Here is a 16,565-nt window from a genome sequence, read left to right as displayed (position 1 = left end):
TGCCTCCAATGGCGGGGGTGGCGCCAGCACCCCCTCCGCCGGCGACGCCAGCTTCGTGTGCGGGCATGTCGCGCGCGTTACCGCCCGGCAACGGCGGCGTGACCCCGTGACGGGCGTCGCTCAGCGCGGCGCGACGTAGCCGCCGGGGACGCCATGGGGCGAGAGCACCCATTGCCACAGCTGCGCGCGCCGGGTCCGGAAGCTGGCCATGGCACCGGCCAGGTAGAAGCGCCACATCCGCCGGAAGCGGGCGTCGTATCGGGCCGGCAGGCGCTCCCAGGCCTGTTCGATGTTGTCTCGCCAAGCCTGCAGGGTGCGGTCGTAGTCGGTACCGAAGTTGTGCCAGTCCTCGATGACGAAGCGCCCTTCCACGGCATGGCTGACCTGCATCGCCGAGGGCAGCATCGAGTTGGGGAAGATGTAGCGCGCGATCCAGGGATCGGTGATCCGCCGCGACACGTTGCGACCGATCGTATGCAGCAGGCACAGGCCGTCGTCCGGCAGGCATCGGCGCATGACGTCCATGAAGGCGGTGTAGTTGGCGTGGCCGACATGCTCGAACATGCCGATCGAGAAGATGCGGTCGAAGCGCTCGTCGACGTCGCGGTAGTCCTGCAACCGGATCTCGACCGGGAGTCCGGCGCACAATGCGCGGGCGAAACCGGCCTGCTCGGCGGAGATGGTCACGCCGACGCCGCGGACGCCATATCGCTCGCAGGCAAACTTCAGCGCCTCGCCCCATCCGCAGCCGATGTCGAGCACGCGCATGCCCGGGCGCAGGCCCAGCTTGCGGCAGACGAGGTCGAGCTTGGCCTCCTGGGCGGCGTCCAGGTCACCGGCCTCGCGCCAGTAGCCGCAGCTGTAGACCAGCCGCTTGCCGAGCATGGCGCGGTAGAGGTCGTTGCCGAGGTCATAGTGCCTTCGGCCGACCTCGCGGCTTCGGCGTCGGGTCTGCAGGTTGAACCAGCGGGCACGCAGTCCGTCCAGGCGCGCGGCCACGCCGGTGACGCGACGGTCCAGCCGCGCGCCGAGGATCCGCGCGAGCACCCCGTCCAGCGACGGCGCGTCCCACCAGCCGTCCATGTAGGCCTCGCCCAGGCCCAGCGAGCCCTGCAACAGCAGCCGACCGTAAAGACGCCGGTCGTGCACCACCAGTTCATCGTCCTGGCTGCCGCCGCCGTCGCCCTCGCGGACGCGTACGCCGGCCGAGGCGAGCAGCGCGTGCACGCGCTCGCGCGCGAAGCCGCGCGTCGCGGATCGGTGACCGATCAGGTTCGAGGCGTCTGCCATGCGGGTCCCCGCTTGCCTGTACCCGGCCCCTACCATATCGCCACGGGGCGTCAGCGTCAGGTCAAGGCGGCCCGGAGCGACGACCGGACTAGGGAACGAACAGGTCGCGGTATGCCTGGGCCACGTGGGGACGCAGCGCGGCCGCGGGAATCTCGACGCTCTGCGCGCCATCGGAATACGGCCCCACCTGGTAGGGCGGAAACACGAAGCGAATGGCGACGATGCGCCCGCTGCGGTCGACAACGGGCTCGAAATCGCGGTAGTTCTCCGGCTCGGGGCCGGTGCCGTCGTCGATCATGCGTCCTGCCTCGCGCGCCATGGCGTCGCGCTCGCCCGGCTCCAGCTTGTCGGCGTCGATACGCTGCGAGAGCGAGGTGTGAAGCTGCTCGCGCACCATCCCGGCGATGTCCCGCCAGCCGTCGCCCTCCGGAATGAGGTCGGTGATCTCGAGCAGGCGGTTCTCCTTGGGCAGCCATACGAAGCGCGCCAGCAGGGGCGCGCTGTGCGCACCGCCGGTATAGCTGCTGCCTTCCGCGGCGACGGCGAACAGCTCGGGCGTGTCGACCACTTCGGTGAACGACAGCGACAGGTCGTAAAGGCTCGGTGGGCCACCCTCGCCCTTCGCCTGCACGGCCTGCATGAGGTCGTCGCGGGCCGCGTCGGCATAGGCCTTCAGTCGGGCCGCCAGGGCGGGATAGCGGGCCGCGGAAGGCGGATAGGTGATCCCGACGACATAGTCGGCGGTGGCGTCGGAGACGTCGACCAGTTCCACCGGGCCCACGGGCGTGTCCGGCGCGGATGCTGCGGGCTGATCCACAGCGTCGAGCGCGCCGCCCGTCGGCGGCTCCGCCTCGGGCGTGCCGCCGCCGCGATCGCAGCTGGCCAGCACGACTGCCAGGCCGCAAGCCAGGAGCGCGTCGCGCAGGCGTGGCGGCGAAACGGCAAGGTACGAACTCATCCGGGGGCCCCTGTGTCTTCGATGCGCGAACGTTATCGGGGGCCGCGTGACGTGAGGGTCACGGGCCCGCGCCGCACGGGAAAACGCATGCCCGGGACGCCAGCGGCCACCCTCGCGGGGTGCCCAGCGCAAGGACCGCAGGCCTGCCCCCTCCTGCTCAGGCCACCAGGTCGGCGTACTCGGGGTGGCGCTGGATCCAGCCGGCGGCATACGAACAGGCGGGCTCGACCTTCAGCCCGGACGCGCGCGCATGCTCGAGCGCGGCGCGCACCAGCTGGCCGGCGATGCCGCGCCCGCCGATCTCGGCAGGCACCCAGGTGTGGGTGATGCTCATGACACCATCGGCCTGGCGATAGTCCAGGTAGGCCTTCGCGCCGTCGACGGTGGTGGCGAACCGGCGCACGTCGCCGTCGTGGTGGATCTCCGGGGCGTGGGACGGGGTCGGGTTCTGGGGGCTCATGCCTGGCTCCAAGGGACGGGATCGGGAAGCGTGCCGGCTGCCCCGGTGGGGACGTGACCGGCGCCGATGGCCAGCGCCGTTTGCTCATCTCGCAGGACACCGGTACCGGGCGGTCCATCCTTACCATGGGGCCGCTGCACCGCAAGTGATGCCGCCGACGCCGGGTGGTCCGCGGACGGCGTCCAAGGGCAGGAGCCTCCATTGCAGGACCAGAATTGACGTACTTCGTCACATTTTTTTTGGCACACCGTGAGATGAAAGGAAGCTGAAGCGTTGGCACGGAACATGCTTGGGAATTGAGGTAACGATCACCGAGGGGAGCTAAGTCCATGACCGACAACCAGATTGCCCTGATCCACGCCGCCAGCGACTCCGTCCTCGTCGAGCGCCTGTTCTCCATGGTCCGCAACGGCAACGCCGGCGCCGAGGAGTTCTCCGTGATCGACCATGAGGTCTACCAGCGCCTCGCGCGCGCCTACGGCCAGTCCCTGGAAGACATGCCCGTCGAGACCATGATGGCGGCCTGAGCCGTCAGGACCGCACGCCCACGGCCGGTCCCGGGCCGGCCCCGGACCACCGGGCCACGTTCAGAACGACGGGTTGAGCAGCCTCTCCAGGAAGACCGCACCCACGCGCGGCTCCATCAGCAGCATGAACAGCACGCCGTAGATCGCCCCGGACAGATGGGCGCTGTGGTTGATGTTGTCCCCGCCCTGGCGGTCCATCCAGAACGAATAGCCGACGTAGAACACGCCGTAGAGGATCGCCGGCACCGGCAGGAAGAACACGAAGATCAGCGACCACGGCGACAGCAGGATGTAGGCGAACAGCACCGCCGACACCGCGCCCGACGCGCCCAGGCTGCGATAGCGCGGATCATGCCGATGGCGGAGCCAGGTCGGCAGGATCGCCACCACGATCGCCGACAGGTAGAAGAACACGTAACCCACCGGGCCCAGCAACTGGGCGAACACCGGCTCGACCGCGCGTCCGAAGAAGAACAGCGTGATCATGTTGAACAGCAGGTGCTGCCAGTCGGCATGGATGAAGCCATGCGTCACCAGGCGGTCGTACTGGTGATTGCGCTCGATCGCCGGCGGCCACAGGATCAGGCGCTCGATCAGCCGGGGCCGCTCGAACGCCTGCCATGACACCAGCACGGTGACGGCGATCAGGATCAGGGTCAGCATGCGGGCGCTCCGTCAGACCGTGCGGTAGTGGTCCTGCATCGGGTAGTGCTTGGCGTACCACCCGAACAGCAGGGCCGCGACGAAGGCGAACGCCGCGAAGAAGAACATCAGGAAGGCGTTCTCGCTGAGCCCGGTGCTGGCGATCTGCGAGGTGACGGCGTCGTTGCGCACCGCGGCATTGGTCATCAGCACCCAGAGGTTGCCGTAGGACACCGACAGCAGCCAGAAGCTCATGATCGTGCCCTTCATCGACTTGGGCGCCTGGCTGTAGGCGAATTCCAGGCCGGTGGCCGACACCAGCACCTCGCCGAAGGTGAGCAACGCATAGGGCAGGATCTGCCAGGCCAGCGAGACCGGGTCGCCGCCGTCGATCCACAGCTGCACGATGCCGGCGACGATCCACGCCAGGCCCGAGAACGCGATGCCGAAGCCCATCCGCTTCAGGGCCGTGGGCTCGAAGCCCATCCGCCGCAAGGCCGGATACAGCACCAGGTTGTTGAAGGGGATCAGCGCCATGACCATGATCGGGTTGAGCGCCTGCATCTGCGCGGCCTCCTTCACCAGCCAGCTCGGCCACCACCAGCTTTCGTGCGGGATGCGCATGTCCGCACCCTGCAGCACCCAGGTGGAGGCCTTCTGGTCGAACAGCGACCAGAACGGCGTGACCAGGGCGAACACGATCAGGATGCGCAGCACCGCACGCACGCCCTCCACCGCCACGTCGGGATGCCGGCCGCGCGCGCGGTCGAGCTGCATGGACGCTCCGATGCCGACCAGGGCGATCAGCACGCCCAGCCCGATCAGCGCCGCCTTGACGAAGCCCAGCGCCGGGATCAGGCCCAGCGAGGCCACCGCCAGCACCATGCCGGCGACCGCCAGGACGGTGCCACCGCCGCTGCCCGCGCCGAACAGCGAGGTCTTCACCACCGCCAGGAAGCCGTGGGGGTCGCGCGGCGACGGCGGCTCGTGGATGTACTTGTGGCGCCCGCTCCAGAAGATCACCGTGGCGACGAACATCAGGATGCCCGGTATGCCGAACGCGATGCTCGGCCCCAGCTCGCGCAGGAACAGCGGCATCAGCAAGGACGCGAAGAACGAGCCGAAGTTGATCGTCCAGTAGAAGGCGTCGTAGACCACCTTGGCCAGGGTCTTGTTGCTCTGGTCGAACTGGTCGCCGACGAAGGCCGACACCAGGGGCTTGATGCCGCCCGAGCCCAACGCGATCAGGAACAGGCCGGTATAGAAGCCGGTGCGGTTCTCCTCGAACAGCGCCAGGCAGGCATGGCCCGCGCAGTAGACCAGCGACAGCCAGAACACGGTGTTGTACTTGCCGAAGAAGCGGTCCGACAGCCAACCGCCCAGCAGGGGGAAGAAGTACACGCCGATGACGAAGGTGTGGAAGATGTCCTTCGCCGCGCCGTCGCGGTCCGCCTCGGGCAGGTAGGCCAGCAGCACGCTGCTGACCAGGAACGGGACCAGGATGTTGCGCATCCCGTAGAAGCTGAACCGCTCGCAGGCCTCGTTGCCGATGATGTAGGGGATCTGCCGGGGCATCTTCCCGGGCGTTGAGGGGGCTGCGGCGTTCGTCGACATCAGGCGGTCCAGGGAGCAGGCACTAACCCGCGAGCCTACCGCAGATCGTCCTCTCGGGGGATGCCCCCATGCCGGCAAAGCGGGCATTGGCACCCATCGCTCCAGTCGGCGGCAGGGCCCCGCGTCCGTACGCATGCCGCTCCGGGCCGCTCACTGCCGACGGCAGGTGGCAGCAGACGTGCCCCGCGCCAGGGCCAAACGCCACGGCTCCGTTAACATGTCGGCACTGCCATCCGCTGCCAGAACTACGATGATCCGACGCCTCTGCACTGCCCTCGTCCTTGCCTGCACCACTCTCGCCCCTCCCGTGTCCGCGGCCACCGCCGACGACGGCCTGCGGACCGTCGCCGAGCGCAGCGGGTTCGTCCGGACGGGTCGCTACGAGGAAGTGATCGCGCTGTGCGATGCCTTCGCCGCGCGCTATCCGGACGCGGTGCGGTGCGAGACCTTCGGCACCACGCCCGAGGGACGGCCGATGAAACTGCTGGTGGCATCGCGCGTCGGCGCGTTCACCCCGGCCCAGGCGCGCGAGCAGGGCCTGCCGGTCACCCTGGTCCAGGGCGGCATCCACGCCGGCGAGATCGACGGCAAGGACGCGGGCTTCCTGGCCCTGCGGGAAATGCTCGACGGCGAGATCGAGGGCGACCCGCTGGCCGCGCAGGTCCTGCTGTTCGTGCCGGTTTTCAACGTCGACGGGCATGAACGCTTCAAGGCCTGGAACCGGCCCAACCAGCGGGGCCCGGAGGAAATGGGCTGGCGCACGACGGCGCAGAACTACAACCTCAACCGCGACTACGCCAAGGCCGACGCGCCGGAGATGCAGGCGATGCTGGCGCTGTACAACGCCTGGGACCCGCTGGCCTACCTCGACCTGCACGTGACCGACGGCGCCAAGTTCGAACACGACATCTCGATCCAGGTCGAGCCCTTGAATGCCGGCGACGCCGGGATGCGCAAGGTCGGCCTGGCGTTCCGCGACGGCGTGCTGGCCGCGCTCGAGCGCGCCGGCTCCATGCCCCTGCCCTTCTACCCCTCCTTCATCGAGTACGACAACCCGGCTTCGGGGTTCCGTGACGGCGTCGCCCCGCCGCGCTTCTCGCACGGCTATCCCTGGCTGCGCAACCGCATCGGCATGCTGGTGGAGACCCACTCCTGGAAGACCTATCCGGAGCGGGTCAAGGCCACCCACGACACCATCCTCGCATCGCTCAGCCTGGTGGCCCGGCACGGCCGCCAGTGGCAGCGCCAGGCGCGCGACGCCGACCTGCGTGCCAGCCGCCTGGGTGGCGAAGCCGTGCCTCTGGACTACAAGACGACCGACACGCCGCGCACCATCGAGTTCCGGGGCTATGCCTACACCCGCACGCCCTCGGAGGTGTCCGGCGCGCTGATGACCCGCTACGACGAAAGCCAACCGCAGGTCTGGAAGGTCCCGTTGTACGACCGCATCGTCCCGGACGACGTCGCGACCGCGCCGCGCGGCGGCTACCTCGTGCCGGCTGCGCAGGCCGACCGTGTCGCGCCCCGGCTGGCCGTGCACGACATCCGCTTCATACGCCTGGCGCACCCCGTCGAAGGGGTCGAGGCCGAGGCCTTCCGCGCCACGAGCTCGACGTTCGCCAGCACGCCGCTGGAAGGCCACCAGCGCCTGGAGGTCGAGGGGGACTGGGCACGCGGGCGCCACGACCTGCGCGCCGGCGCCCTGTTCGTGCCGATCGCGCAGCCCAAGGCGCGGCTGGTCATGGCGCTGCTGGAGCCGGCTGCGCCCGACGCCCTCCTCGCTTGGGGCGCGTTCAACAACGCCTTCGAACGCAAGGAGTACATGGAGGACTATGTCGCCGAGGAGGTCGCGCGCGAGATGCTCGACCGCGACCCGGCCCTGAAATCCGCCTTCGAACGGCGCGTGGCATCGGACAAGGCCTTCGCGGACAGTCCGCAGGCACGACTGGACTACTTCTACCGGATGCACAGCGCATGGGACGACCGCTACAACCTGTACCCGGTGCTGCGCACCGACGCCGACCCCTCCCGTTGAGGCGCGGGCACCGGCGCTGACGCGACCTAGACGGCGGCGGCGCATACTGGCGCCGTCACCCACGCGGGAGCGTCCCATGCAGCTGGTCCCTCGATCCTTCCGTCCCCATGCCCTGCCCGCGAGCCTGCTGGGAGGCCTGGTGCTCGCCCTCTCGGCCTGCCAGCCCACACCGCCCGCTCCGGCCACCGCGGCGGGCGATGCGGCCGCGACGCCCGCGGAAGCGGCGCCCGCGCCCGCGGACGCCATGATCGAGGGACGGGCGACCTACCGCGAGCGCATGCTGCTTCCGCCGGGATCGCGACTGAGCGTGCAGCTGCTCGACAACCAGTTGGCCGACACGCCCAGGGCTGTCCTGGCCGAGGTCGAGGTCGAGGACGCGCGCAGCTCGCCGATTCCCTTCCGCCTGCCCTACGACGCCACGGAGCTGCGCCCGAACGGCCTGTACGGTCTGCACGCCTCGGTGAGGGGCCCCGACGGCAGACTGCTCTTCGTCACCGATACCCGTCATGCGGTCGACCCGGCCAGCGACGCGCCGATCGAGCTGCTGATGAAGCGCGTGGCCGGTCGCGCCGCGCCCGATACGCCAGGCGAAGTGCCGCAAGCCGGCCTCACGCTCCAGTGCGGCGACCTGCGCGTCGACGCCCAGCTGCGCCCCGGTGACGGCAAGGCCATGCTGGCCCTCTCCGGCCGGCAGCTCGTGCTCGCCTCGGCCGACGACGGCAATCGCTACGAGGACGACCTGGGCAACGCGCTGGATACACGCGACGGCGCTTACGCGCTTTCGCTTGCGGGACAACCTGCCGTCGCCTGCACGCCGGTCGAGACGCCCTCGCCCTGGGGCGCCGCGGCCCGTCGCGGCATCGCCTTTCGTGCGGCCGGCAACGAACCCGGTTGGCACGTGGAAGTGGGCACCGGCGATGCGCCCCGGCTCAAGGCCGAACTCGACTACGGCACACGCACGGTCGAGGTCGAGCGCGCGGCCGCGCAGGGGCTGGGCTATGCCGGCACGGCCACGGACGGCAGCGTCGTGCGGCTCGAGGTCGAGCGCACCGCCTGCCAGGACGACATGAGCGGCGAGTCCTTCGAGGCCAGCGCGCGCCTGCACGTCAATGGCGAGACCTTTCGCGGCTGCGGCAGCTTCCCCGCGCCCTGACCGGCACGCCGGGGCGGCAGGCGTTCAGCCCTGCAACGGCCAGGCCGCGACTTCCTCGTAGGCGTGCCCGCCGTCCAGGTCACTGCGCAGGAGGACGAAGCGCTCGACCCGCCAGGGCACCGGCGATTCGAGCGCGCCTTCGGGCCAGGGATCGATGCAGTCGCGCAGCACCGTCACGTGCGGCACCAGCGCCGTCCCGCCCTTCAGGCGCACGGGACCACCCAACAGGCCTTGGTCGAGGCGGACCCGCAACGCCGGGAGCGCAGCGGGCGCCTGGCGACATCCCAGCCAGCACACGCGCGCCGAAGGGAAGGCGCCGCGCAGGTCCAGGTCCAGGTCGAAGGGAGCCAAGCGCACGCCTCGCGCCGCATGCGTGGCCATGTCCAGCACGTGGGCGTGCGCGTCCGGATGATCGCCGAGCCAGCGCAGCGTCAGGTGGTACCGGTGCGGACGCACTCGGCGCCCGCCTCCGGGAACGCGGGACAGCGACTGGAGCGTCACGGCCTCGATCCGTGCCCGCGTCGCCGCGTCCGGCAAGAGCGCGAAGAACAGGCGATGGCGAAGCCGTTCCGGCGACGGCTCGAAGCCGCCCAGTGTCAGCTGGTCCATGCGCCCTCGCCCGCGAAGCTCAGCCCGCCTCGCCTTCCAGCTCGCCCCAGCGCGCATAGGCGGCGTCGAGCTCGGCCTGGACGGCGCCCAGCTGGGCGGTATGTCCGGCCACCGCGTCGGGTTCGCCCTGGAAGAACGCCGGATCGCTCATCGCCGCAGTGAGCTCGGACAGACGCGCTTCCAGCGACTCGATGCGAGCGGGCAGTTGCTCGAGTTCGCGCGCATCCTTGTAGCTCAGCTTGCGCCGTGGCGAGGGCGCGCCGGGGACAGCACTGGCGGTGTCGGTCGCCGCCGGACTGGCAGCTGCCGCCGTTCGATCGACACTGGCCGTGGACGGAACCTGGCGCGGCCGCTGGCGCAGCCAGTCGGTGTAACCGCCGACGTATTCGCCCACCCGTCCCCCGCCCTCCATGACCATGGTCGAGGTCACCACGTTGTCCAGGAAGTCGCGATCGTGGCTGACCAGCAGCAGGGTGCCGGGGTAGTCGCCCAGCAGTTCCTCGAGCAGCTCGAGGGTTTCCACGTCCAGGTCGTTGGTCGGTTCGTCCATCACCAGCAGGTTGGACGGCTGGGCGAACAGCTTGGCCAGCAGCAGGCGGTTGCGCTCGCCGCCGGACAGGCGGGTGATCGGCGCGCGCGCGCGCTCGGGCGTGAACAGGAAGTCCTGCAGGTAGCCGATGACGTGCTTCTGCTTCCCGCCCACCTCGACGAACTCGCGGCCCTCGGCGACGTTCTCCAGCGCGTTCCAGTCCTCGCGCAGGGTCGCCCGGTACTGGTCGAAATACGCGACCTGCAGGTTGCTGCCCAGTCGTACCTCGCCGCGCGAGGGCGCGATCTCGCCCAGCAGCAGCTTGATCAACGTGGTCTTGCCGCTGCCGTTGGGGCCGATCAGGCCGATGCGGTCGCCGCGGAAGACCGTGGTGTCCAGGCCCTGCACGAGCACGCGGTCGCCGTAGGCGAAGCCCAGCCCCTTGGCGTCGATGACCTTCTTGCCGGAGGACTCGCCGCGGGCGAGGTCCATGCGCACGTTGCCCTGCAGCTCGCGCCGCTCGGCGCGTTCGCTGCGCATCTGCTTCAGGCGCCTGACCCGGCCCTCGTCGCGGGTGCGCCGTGCCTTGATGCCCTGCCGGATCCAGGCTTCTTCCTGCGCCAGCAGCTTGTCGAAGCGCGCGTTCTCCTGCGCCTCGGCGTTGAGGCGCTCCTCGCGGCGCCGGACGTAGTTCGCCCAGTCGCCCGGCCAGCTGGTGACCTGGCCGCGGTCGATCTCGACGATGCGCGTCGCCAGCGAACGCAGGAAGCGGCGGTCGTGGGTGATGAACACCAGGGCGCCCTGCCATCCCTTGAGGAAGCCCTCGAGCCAGTCGATCGCCTCGATGTCGAGGTGGTTGGTCGGCTCGTCGAGCAACAGGACGTCCGGCGAGGACACCAGCGCCCGGGCCAGCAGCACCCGGCGCTTCATGCCGCCGGACAGGCGCGCGAAGGGCGCATCGCCGTCGAGTTCCAGCTTGTCCAGCGTCTCGGTCACGCGCTGGTCGAGCGACCAGCCGTCGGCGGCCTCGATCCGGCCCTGCACGCGGGCCAGTGCATCCATGTCGACTTCGTCCGCATGGCTGAGGTGGTGGTACTCGGCCAGCCAGCGGCCCAGCTCGCCCAGGCCCTCGGCGACAACGTCCCAGACGTCGCCCCCGGCGCCCGCCGGCACTTCCTGCTCCAGTCGCGCCACGCGCAGGCCGTCCTCGCCACGCACCTCGCCGTCGTCGGCCTGGAGCTCGCCCGACAGCAGGCGCAGCAGGGTCGACTTGCCGGCGCCGTTGCGGCCGATCAGGGCGACACGCTCGCCCGCCTCGATGGCCAGGTTGACGCGTTCGAGCAGCAGGGGACCGCCGACGCTGTAGTCGACGTCGATGAGATTGATCAGGGACATCCGCCCATTCTACGGGGGATGCGCGTGTTCAGCGCAGGCGAGTGACTTTCAGCGCGACCGGATCGGGCGTGACCACGCGCAGCACGACGTCGACCTCGTCTCCGGGCACCAGCCCGGCGGCGTCGATCGGCGCGCCCTGGAGATCGACCACGCTGGTGTCGGCTTCGTAGCGCACGCGGACCGACAGGTTGGTCCCCGCCTGCGCCAGGTTGACGGTACGGCTGCGGGTGTTGATCGACACGATTCGCCCATGCACGTACCGCCCCCAGGGCAAGGGCGCATCGGGCGCGTGTAGCACGTCGATGCGGCGGGCCATGGGTAGGGTGCCGTCGTCGCCGGCTTCGACCCGCACGCGGTCGCCCACGGCGAGTCCGGCGAGCGGGACGGCGCGCCCGGCCTCACGCACCGGGGTATCGGCGTCGAAACGCAGGTGGGTGCTGGCGCCCTGCCCCAGGGCGTTGCCGGTGCGGCTGTCGTCGGCCAGCGCGAGTCGGCGGTCGGCCATGTCGATCCTGGCCACCGTGCCCACGAACGCCTTGCCGGCACTCCCGTTGGCGACCGGACCGCTGCCGGTGGCGCAGGCGGTCAGGGCAAGCGCGACGACCAGCAGGCCGCATTTCCGGAGCAGTGAGGCCGGGCATGGGCCCTGCGAAAGTAGCTGTCCCATCGAGGTGTCCTCCCATCCATCGAAGCCAGGTGTCGCCGATGCTGCGCCCGCGCCTGTCGAGGTTTCATGAACTGCACGAGAGCATCGAGCAGCCCGCGCGGTCGCGCGCCCAGTCCGGGCGACGGCGGGCAAACGCCTCCCGCCCGGGCTGGAGGTCGTAGGGGTGGCCCAGCACCGCAAGCAGCGCTTCGGTGCGCGACATGTCGCCCCCGTGGGCCAGGTCGATCGCCTCCTGCGCCAGGTAGTTGCGCAGCACGTATTGCGGGTTGGCGGCATCCATCAGCGCCTTGCGGTGCTCCGCGGGCAAGGGGTCACCGGCGACACGGGCGGCGTAGGTCCGCAGCCACTCGCCAAGCGCCGCCTCGACCGACGCGCGGCGCGAGGCGTCGTAGAACGCGTCGTCGAACCCGTCCAGCGAGGGCGCGTCCGGATCGATGTCGGCCAGGTGGCGGAAGAACAGGGTCATGTCGACCTCACCGGCCTTCAACAGGTCGCGCAAGGCCTGCATCAGGTCGAGGTCCTCGTCCCGGCAGGCGGACAGCCCGAGCTTGGCCGCGGTGTTGCCCCGGTCGGCCGCGCCATAGGCGTCCACGAAGCGGCGCAGCCCGGCCTGCAGGGCCTCGTGCCCGTCGAAAACAGGCGACAGTGCCCCAGCCAGGCGCGAGAGGTTCCAGTAGGCCACCTGGGGCTGCTGGCCAAAGCGGTAGCGCCGATGCTGGCGGTCGGTGGTGTTCGGGGTCCAGTCGGGATCGAAGTCGTCGATCCAGCCGTAGGGGCCGTAGTCGATGGTCAGGCCGAGGATGGACATGTTGTCGGTGTTCATCACGCCATGCACGAAGCCGACCCGCATCCAGTGCGCGACCATCACCGCGGTCCGTTCGCAGACTTCGCCGAACCAGTCGCCCAGCAAGGATTCGCCGGTGCCCTGCAGGTGCGGGAAATCCCGCGCGATGCAGAAATCGACCAGCGTCCGCAGCAGGTCGACGTCGCCGCGCGACGCCGGCAGTTCGAAATGGCCGAAGCGTATGAAGGACGGTGCAACCCGGCACACCACCGCGCCGGGCTCGGGCGCGGGGTGGCCGTCGTAGAACATGTCGCGCACCACCTGCTCGCCGGTCCCGACCAGGCTGAGCGCGCGCGTGGTCGGCACGCCCAGGTGGTGCATGGCCTCGCTGCACAGGAACTCGCGCAGAGAGGAGCGCAGCACCGCCCGCCCGTCGGCGCTGCGCGAATACGGCGTGGGGCCGGCGCCCTTGAGCTGGAGCTCCCAGCGGCGCCCGCCCGGATCGAGCACTTCGCCCAGGCCGATCGCGCGGCCGTCGCCCAGCTGTCCGGCCCAATGCCCGAACTGGTGGCCGCCGTAATTGCTGGCAAAAGGCGCCATGCCCTCCAGCAGCCGGTTGCCCGCCAGGACTTCCGCCGCCGCCTCCGTGCGCATCCATCCCGGGTCCAGGCCCAGGCGCGCGGCCATGTCCGCGGACCAGGCCAGCATGCGGGGCGCGGCGACCGGCTCCGGCGCCACCCGGGACCATAGCGCGCCCTCGACCGCGCGGACGTGCCGGCCGGTCTCCGGATCACCGGGCAGGCTCGTCACAAAGGCGTTGTCGAAGCGTAGACTGGGGGGCGTGGGCATGCGTCGCGAATCCGGGCAGGGAGCCGGGTCCACCCGATTGTATGCCGAGGCGCCCGCAAGGATTGGCAGGCGAGACCATCACAGGATCTCGATCAGTCGAACAGGGGGCGCGATCGATGTTTTCCGGACTGCTGAACTACGACAAGGCCAGGCATCGGCTGTCGGCCGACGAGTTCCTGCGCTTCCAGAAATTCGCCTACAAGAAGATGCGCCACGCGCTGCGCCTGCTCATGTTCGGGCTGCCGCTGCTGTTCGCGCTGGGCTGGGCACGCGACCTGGTCATGATGGGCGACACCGCCCAGTGGACCCTGCTGCTGCGGCTTTCACTGACCTTCGGCCTGCTCATCCTGGCCAGCCTGACCTGGCTGTCGGGCTTCAGCCGCAGCGCCGAGCTGTTCGGCACGCTCTATGCGCTTCTCTTCAGCATCGCCATCGCGGTGACCTCCTCGATCGAACCCGAACGCCTCAGCCTGACCCACGTGCCGATCATGCTGATGGCGATCATCTTGCTGCCCTTCGCCTTGACCCGCGTGACCGCGGTCGCCACGGCGCTGGCGCTGATCCTGCCGATGTACGGCATGCTCTGGTACCTCGAGGCGCCAAGGGGGCTGTGGGGGGCCTACACCCTCTTCTTCGTCGCGGGCGTGGTGATCGGGGCCACCCTGCGCCGCGCGCAACTGTCCTCGTCGATGGACATCTTCCTGTACCGGGAACGTCTGCTCCGGCGCCTGCACCAGGCCGCTGCCAACCAGGCCTCTTTCGAAGCCGGCGACCGCGACCATTGGGAAACCCGGGCCCACTTCCTGCACCGGCACCAGCGCGACATCCAGAAGGACCTGTCGGTGGTCCGGCTCGACCTCGACCCCGTCGACGACATCCGCGAACGGCATGGCAACGAATCGGTCGCCGAACTGATGAAGCGGTCGACCCGCGTCATGCGCGACTGCCTGCGCCACGGGGACCTGCTCGCACGCGTGGATGGCCGCAGCTTCGTGGTCATGCTGCCGGGCAGCGACGCCGACGCCGCGACGCGCGTGGTCGAACGGATCCGTGGCGCGATCGCCGGCATGGGGGGCGACACGCCCATCACCCTGAGCGTCGGGATCACCCAGACCCGCGAACGCGAGGCACTGAAGGCCGCGACCGGGCGCGCCGAAGCGGCGATGCGGGAAGCACGGCTGCGCGGCTGCGATCGCGTGGTGCTGGGCTGAAAGCCCAATCGCGCCTGACCCGGCCATGACGCAATGCACCATCCGGGGCGGTTGGGAGCGTAAAATGTCCGATTGGCCCTCGCGGGCAGCACGAGGGTCACCCCGATGAGCGACGACACCGCTGGCGACAGCACTCCCCAAATGAAGTTCAGCGACCTGGCGCTGCCCGAGCCGTTGCTCCGGGCCTTGCGCGACGTCGGCTACGAGTCGCCCTCACCGATCCAGGCCGCCACCATCCCGCCGCTGCTTGAAGGCCGCGACATGCTTGGCCAGGCGCAGACCGGCACCGGCAAGACCGCCGCGTTCGCGCTGCCGATCCTGGCGCGCATCGACCCGGCGCAGAAGAAGCCACAGGCGCTGGTCCTGGCGCCCACCCGCGAGCTGGCGATCCAGGTCGCCGAGGCCTTCCAGAAGTACGCCACCCACCTGCCGGGCTTCCACGTGCTGCCGATCTACGGCGGCCAGAGCTACCATCCGCAGCTGGCGGCGCTGCGGCGCGGCGTGCACGTGGTCGTCGGCACCCCGGGGCGTGTCATCGACCACCTCGAGCGCGGCTCGCTGGACCTGTCGGAGCTCCGCGGCCTGGTCCTGGACGAAGCCGACGAGATGCTGCGCATGGGCTTCATCGACGACGTCGAGGCGGTCCTGAAGAAGACCCCCGAGACGCGCCAGGTCGCGCTGTTCTCGGCGACGATGCCCAGCCAGATCCGGCGCATCGCCCAGACCTACCTGAAGGACCCGGTCGAGGTCTCGATCAAGAACAAGACCAGCACCGCGGCGAACATCCGCCAGCGCTACTGGTCGGTCAGCGGCGTGCACAAGCTCGATGCGCTGACCCGCATCCTGGAGGCCGAACCCTTCGACGCGATGATCATCTTCGCCCGCACCAAGCTCGGCACCGACGAGCTGGCCGAGAAGCTGACCGCGCGTGGGTTCTCCGCCGCTTCGATCAACGGCGACGTCCAGCAGGCGCAGCGCGAGAAGACCGTGCAGCAGCTCAAGGACGGCCGCATCGACGTGCTGGTCGCGACCGACGTCGCCGCGCGCGGGCTCGACGTGGAGCGGATCAGCCACGTGCTGAACTACGACATCCCCTACGACACCGAAAGCTACGTGCACCGCATCGGTCGTACCGGCCGCGCCGGCCGCAGCGGCGAGGCGATCCTGTTCGTCACCCCGCGCGAGCGCGGCATGCTGCGCGCCATCGAGCGCGCCACCCGCCAGCCGATCGAGCAGATGGAACTGCCCAGCATCGACACGGTCAACGAGCAGCGCGTGAACAAGTTCCTCGGCCGCATCGGCGAGTCGCTCGAGCGCCCCGACCTGTCGCTGTTCCGCGACCTGGTCGAGCGCTACGAGCGCGAGAAGAACGTGCCGATGGCCGAGATCGCCGCCGCCCTGGCCGGCCTCGTCCAGGGCGAACAGCCGCTGTTGCTGGACCAGCCCCGCGAGCGCCCGCGTCCCGAGCGCGCTTCGCAGCCCGAGCGCGGCGAAGCGCGTCCCTTCGCGGGCAACCGCGGCGAACAGGGCTTCGCCGATGCCGCGCCCAGGCCGCCGCGCGATCGTGGCGCGCACGCACCCGAAGCCGGCATGGAGACCTTCCGCATCGAGGTCGGCCACGTGCATGGCGTCAAACCGGGCAACATCGTCGGCGCGATCGCCAACGAGGCCGAGCTGGAGAGCCGTTTCATCGGCCGCATCGACATCCAGCAGGACCACAGCTACGTCGACCTGCCCGAGGGCATTCCCAAGGAGCTGATGGAGCACCTGAAGAAGGTGCGCGTCGCCGGCCAGCCGCTGCGCATCAGCCGTCCGCGCGACCTGCCCGAGGGCGGGCGCGCG

14 protein-coding genes are annotated in these 16,565 nt (G+C 70.0%); 5 read left to right on the top strand and 9 right to left on the bottom strand.

The features are described 5' to 3' along the window. Window positions 1–120: 120 nt before the first annotated feature. From cfa to FKV25_RS09515, 3 genes are all read right to left on the bottom strand, one after another. Window positions 121–1,290, bottom strand: a complete 1,170-nt coding sequence (cfa, locus tag FKV25_RS09525; protein ID WP_141518567.1) for a cyclopropane fatty acyl phospholipid synthase — start codon at window positions 1,288–1,290, stop codon at window positions 121–123. Between the two features lie 88 nt (window positions 1,291–1,378). Continuing rightward, complete coding sequence (locus tag FKV25_RS09520; protein WP_141518566.1) at window positions 1,379–2,248, bottom strand: DUF3298 and DUF4163 domain-containing protein; 870 nt, start codon at window positions 2,246–2,248, stop codon at window positions 1,379–1,381. A gap of 157 nt (window positions 2,249–2,405) precedes the next feature. Next, a complete protein-coding gene (locus FKV25_RS09515; RefSeq protein WP_141518565.1) occupies window positions 2,406–2,708 on the bottom strand; it encodes a GNAT family N-acetyltransferase in 303 nt (100 codons plus the stop codon). A 329-nt stretch (window positions 2,709–3,037) separates the two neighbouring features. Here FKV25_RS09515 and FKV25_RS09510 point away from each other — a divergent pair, with 329 nt between their 5' ends. Then, a complete protein-coding gene (locus FKV25_RS09510) occupies window positions 3,038–3,235 on the top strand; it encodes a hypothetical protein (protein ID WP_141518564.1) in 198 nt (65 codons plus the stop codon). Window positions 3,236–3,295: 60 nt separating this feature from the next. Here FKV25_RS09510 and FKV25_RS09505 read toward each other — a convergent pair whose 3' ends face one another. Together FKV25_RS09505 and FKV25_RS09500 are read right to left on the bottom strand one after the other, a co-directional pair. Next, the gene (locus FKV25_RS09505) at window positions 3,296–3,898 is read right to left on the bottom strand and encodes a rhomboid family intramembrane serine protease (protein WP_141518563.1); all 603 of its coding nucleotides are present in this window, start codon (window positions 3,896–3,898) and stop codon (window positions 3,296–3,298) included. A gap of 12 nt (window positions 3,899–3,910) precedes the next feature. Further along, window positions 3,911–5,491, bottom strand: a complete 1,581-nt coding sequence (locus FKV25_RS09500; protein WP_141518562.1) for a POT-type proton-dependent oligopeptide transporter — start codon at window positions 5,489–5,491, stop codon at window positions 3,911–3,913. Between the two features lie 250 nt (window positions 5,492–5,741). Here FKV25_RS09500 and FKV25_RS09495 point away from each other — a divergent pair, with 250 nt between their 5' ends. Next, entirely contained in the window at window positions 5,742–7,526 is a 1,785-nt protein-coding gene (locus FKV25_RS09495) for a M14 family metallopeptidase (RefSeq protein WP_141518561.1), read from the top strand. Between the two features lie 76 nt (window positions 7,527–7,602). Further along, complete coding sequence (locus FKV25_RS09490; protein ID WP_141518560.1) at window positions 7,603–8,679, top strand: YbaY family lipoprotein; 1,077 nt, start codon at window positions 7,603–7,605, stop codon at window positions 8,677–8,679. A 24-nt stretch (window positions 8,680–8,703) separates the two neighbouring features. Here the strand turns inward: FKV25_RS09490 and thpR are convergent, their stop codons facing one another. The 4 genes from thpR to FKV25_RS09470 all read right to left on the bottom strand — a co-directional run bounded on the left by thpR (window position 8,704) and on the right by FKV25_RS09470 (window position 13,512). Beyond that, on the bottom strand, window positions 8,704–9,288 hold the full coding sequence (thpR, locus tag FKV25_RS09485) for an RNA 2',3'-cyclic phosphodiesterase (protein ID WP_170218603.1): 585 nt from the start codon (window positions 9,286–9,288) through the stop codon (window positions 8,704–8,706). 19 nt (window positions 9,289–9,307) lie between these two features. After that, window positions 9,308–11,212 carry an ATP-binding cassette domain-containing protein gene (locus FKV25_RS09480; protein WP_141518558.1) on the bottom strand — a complete coding sequence of 635 codons (1,905 nt, stop codon included), beginning with the start codon at window positions 11,210–11,212 and terminating at the stop codon, window positions 9,308–9,310. 28 nt (window positions 11,213–11,240) lie between these two features. Next, complete coding sequence (locus tag FKV25_RS09475; protein ID WP_141518557.1) at window positions 11,241–11,879, bottom strand: hypothetical protein; 639 nt, start codon at window positions 11,877–11,879, stop codon at window positions 11,241–11,243. A gap of 64 nt (window positions 11,880–11,943) precedes the next feature. Beyond that, a complete protein-coding gene (locus tag FKV25_RS09470; protein ID WP_141518556.1) occupies window positions 11,944–13,512 on the bottom strand; it encodes a protein adenylyltransferase SelO in 1,569 nt (522 codons plus the stop codon). Window positions 13,513–13,628: 116 nt separating this feature from the next. On the opposite strand from FKV25_RS09470, the gene FKV25_RS09465 reads away from it, so the two are divergent. Both FKV25_RS09465 and FKV25_RS09460 read left to right on the top strand, forming a co-directional pair. After that, complete coding sequence (locus FKV25_RS09465) at window positions 13,629–14,723, top strand: diguanylate cyclase domain-containing protein (protein WP_170218602.1); 1,095 nt, start codon at window positions 13,629–13,631, stop codon at window positions 14,721–14,723. Window positions 14,724–14,828: 105 nt separating this feature from the next. Beyond that, a partial coding sequence (locus FKV25_RS09460; protein ID WP_141518554.1) for a DEAD/DEAH box helicase occupies window positions 14,829–16,565 on the top strand: 1,737 nt, incomplete at its 3' end.

It is taken from the genome of Marilutibacter aestuarii (genome assembly GCF_006546775.1).
GTDB lineage: Bacteria > Pseudomonadota > Gammaproteobacteria > Xanthomonadales > Xanthomonadaceae > Marilutibacter > Marilutibacter aestuarii.
This window is presented reverse-complemented; position numbering and strand designations above follow the sequence as displayed.

Excerpts from the sequence above, each read along its gene's own strand:
- FKV25_RS09515 (WP_141518565.1), bottom strand. The coding sequence starts at position 2,708 with ATGAGCCCCCAGAACCCGACCCCGTCCCACGCCCCGGAGATCCACCAC.
- FKV25_RS09470 (WP_141518556.1), bottom strand. The coding sequence starts at position 13,512 with ATGCCCACGCCCCCCAGTCTACGCTTCGACAACGCCTTTGTGACGAGC.
- FKV25_RS09495 (WP_141518561.1), top strand. The coding sequence starts at position 5,742 with ATGATCCGACGCCTCTGCACTGCCCTCGTCCTTGCCTGCACCACTCTC.
- FKV25_RS09505 (WP_141518563.1), bottom strand. The coding sequence starts at position 3,898 with ATGCTGACCCTGATCCTGATCGCCGTCACCGTGCTGGTGTCATGGCAG.
- FKV25_RS09480 (WP_141518558.1), bottom strand. The coding sequence starts at position 11,212 with ATGTCCCTGATCAATCTCATCGACGTCGACTACAGCGTCGGCGGTCCC.
- FKV25_RS09475 (WP_141518557.1), bottom strand. The coding sequence starts at position 11,879 with ATGGGACAGCTACTTTCGCAGGGCCCATGCCCGGCCTCACTGCTCCGG.
- thpR (WP_170218603.1), bottom strand. The coding sequence starts at position 9,288 with ATGGACCAGCTGACACTGGGCGGCTTCGAGCCGTCGCCGGAACGGCTT.
- FKV25_RS09520 (WP_141518566.1), bottom strand. The coding sequence starts at position 2,248 with ATGAGTTCGTACCTTGCCGTTTCGCCGCCACGCCTGCGCGACGCGCTC.
- FKV25_RS09465 (WP_170218602.1), top strand. The coding sequence starts at position 13,629 with ATGTTTTCCGGACTGCTGAACTACGACAAGGCCAGGCATCGGCTGTCG.
- cfa (WP_141518567.1), bottom strand. The coding sequence starts at position 1,290 with ATGGCAGACGCCTCGAACCTGATCGGTCACCGATCCGCGACGCGCGGC.
- FKV25_RS09500 (WP_141518562.1), bottom strand. The coding sequence starts at position 5,491 with ATGTCGACGAACGCCGCAGCCCCCTCAACGCCCGGGAAGATGCCCCGG.
- FKV25_RS09510 (WP_141518564.1), top strand. The coding sequence starts at position 3,038 with ATGACCGACAACCAGATTGCCCTGATCCACGCCGCCAGCGACTCCGTC.
- FKV25_RS09490 (WP_141518560.1), top strand. The coding sequence starts at position 7,603 with ATGCAGCTGGTCCCTCGATCCTTCCGTCCCCATGCCCTGCCCGCGAGC.